The following is a 1,494-nucleotide window of genomic DNA, read 5'->3' as shown; positions in this document are numbered from 1 at the left end:
GGTGGGGGACGCGGTGGGGTCGGGGGGCATCTCTGTCAGCTCTCCTGTCTGGCGGTTGAGGTCGGGGCGGCGGTGCCGGGCAGCCTGTCGGCTGTCGGGTCGCCGGTGCCGGTGCCGGTGCCGGTGCCGCAGAGCTCGCCTGCTGTCGTCGGGTCGCCGACGCCGCTCAGCCGCTCGAAGAGGTCGGGGTGGCCGGCCTGGCCGCCCTTGAGCAGGACTTCGACACCGGCGAGCGCTGCCGGCTCCGGGCCGAGGCGGCACAGTGCGGTGCCGGGGCCGAGCAGCGCGGCGATCTCCGCGGTGCGGGCGCCGAGGGCACGCAGGACCTGCCCGGCGGTGTCGCCTCCGGCGATGTCGACACGGCGGACGCCGGCGTGGACGACGGCCTCGGCGACGAGATGGGCGAGAACGCGGCCGGTGGCGGACGGCGAGACGACTGCATGGGTCTGGGGCGGGCCGAGGGCGGTATGCACGATGACGCCGGGGGCTGCCGCGAGTGCGCGGAGGGTGGTGTCGCGTAGGTGGAGGAGGACAGGGTCGGTAGGGCTAGGGGCGTCGGATTCAGGCGCTGCGCCACCGGCGCTGACGTCCATCGGCACGGTCTGCCAGCCCGCCGCCTGCGCTCGGCGGATCTGCTCGGCGGTACGGGCCGCGCAGCTGCCCGACACCACCAGCACCGGTCCCTCCGCCCCCGCGACCGGCGCGACCGCGGCCAACCCCGCTGTCGATGCCAGCCAAGCCGCCGCGCCCCGGCTCAGCCCGCCGGAGCCAAGCGCGTACGTCATCTCCCCGCCGCTGAGCACCAGCCGGGCGGCGAGCAGCAGGTGCGCGTCCGTGACCGTGTCCAGGACCACCGCCCCGACGCCGTCGGCCGCCGCCCGCTCGTAACGCCGCAGTACCTCCGGCCACGGCTGCTCGTACGCGGTCAGGTCGAGGGAGCCGATCGGCAGTCGCGTCTGGTGGCCCAGGTGCAGCCGCAGGTCTGCCTCCGTCATCGGGGTCACCGGGTGCTGCGCCATGGTCGGCTGTCGGTCGAGCCGGTGCACCGTGCCGCCGTCCGCGGCGAAGTGGTGGCCGAAGGCCGTGTAGCGGCCCAACTCCGGCTGCGCGGCCAGCACCGGCACCGCCCCCGTGCCGAAGACATCCCGGCCGATCTCGATCGCCCGGCCGAGGCTGCCCACGGCGGGCGAGGAGTCGGCGGTCGAGCAGATCTTGTACTGCACCAGCCGAGGCCGCAGCGCCCGCAGCCCGGCCAGCACCGGCTCCACCTCCGCCGCCATCTCCCCCGCCGGCAGCGAACGGGCCACCCCCGCCACGCCGATCACGTCGTGCGTACGGGCCAGGCGCCGCAGCTCGCCGGGCCCGGGCGCGCCGAAGAGCAGCAGACTGCGCAGCCCAGCGCGGTGGAATTGGGCCAGCGCGTCGGTGGCCCCGGTGACGTCGTCGGCGTAGAAGGCCGCGATCAGCGCGCCAGCCCCAGCCTCGCCCCCACCC

Annotated in this window: 1 protein-coding gene; it reads right to left on the bottom strand. The window is 76.0% G+C overall.

The window, feature by feature from the left end; all coding sequences use genetic code 11:
- Positions 1-35: 35 nt before the first annotated feature.
- On the bottom strand, positions 36-1,494 hold a 1,459-nt coding region (locus G5C51_RS41905; RefSeq protein WP_206314893.1), incomplete at its 5' end, for a four-carbon acid sugar kinase family protein.

This window comes from Streptomyces coryli (assembly GCF_011044975.1).
In the GTDB taxonomy this organism is placed as follows: domain Bacteria; phylum Actinomycetota; class Actinomycetes; order Streptomycetales; family Streptomycetaceae; genus Streptomyces; species Streptomyces coryli.
This window is presented reverse-complemented; position numbering and strand designations above follow the sequence as displayed.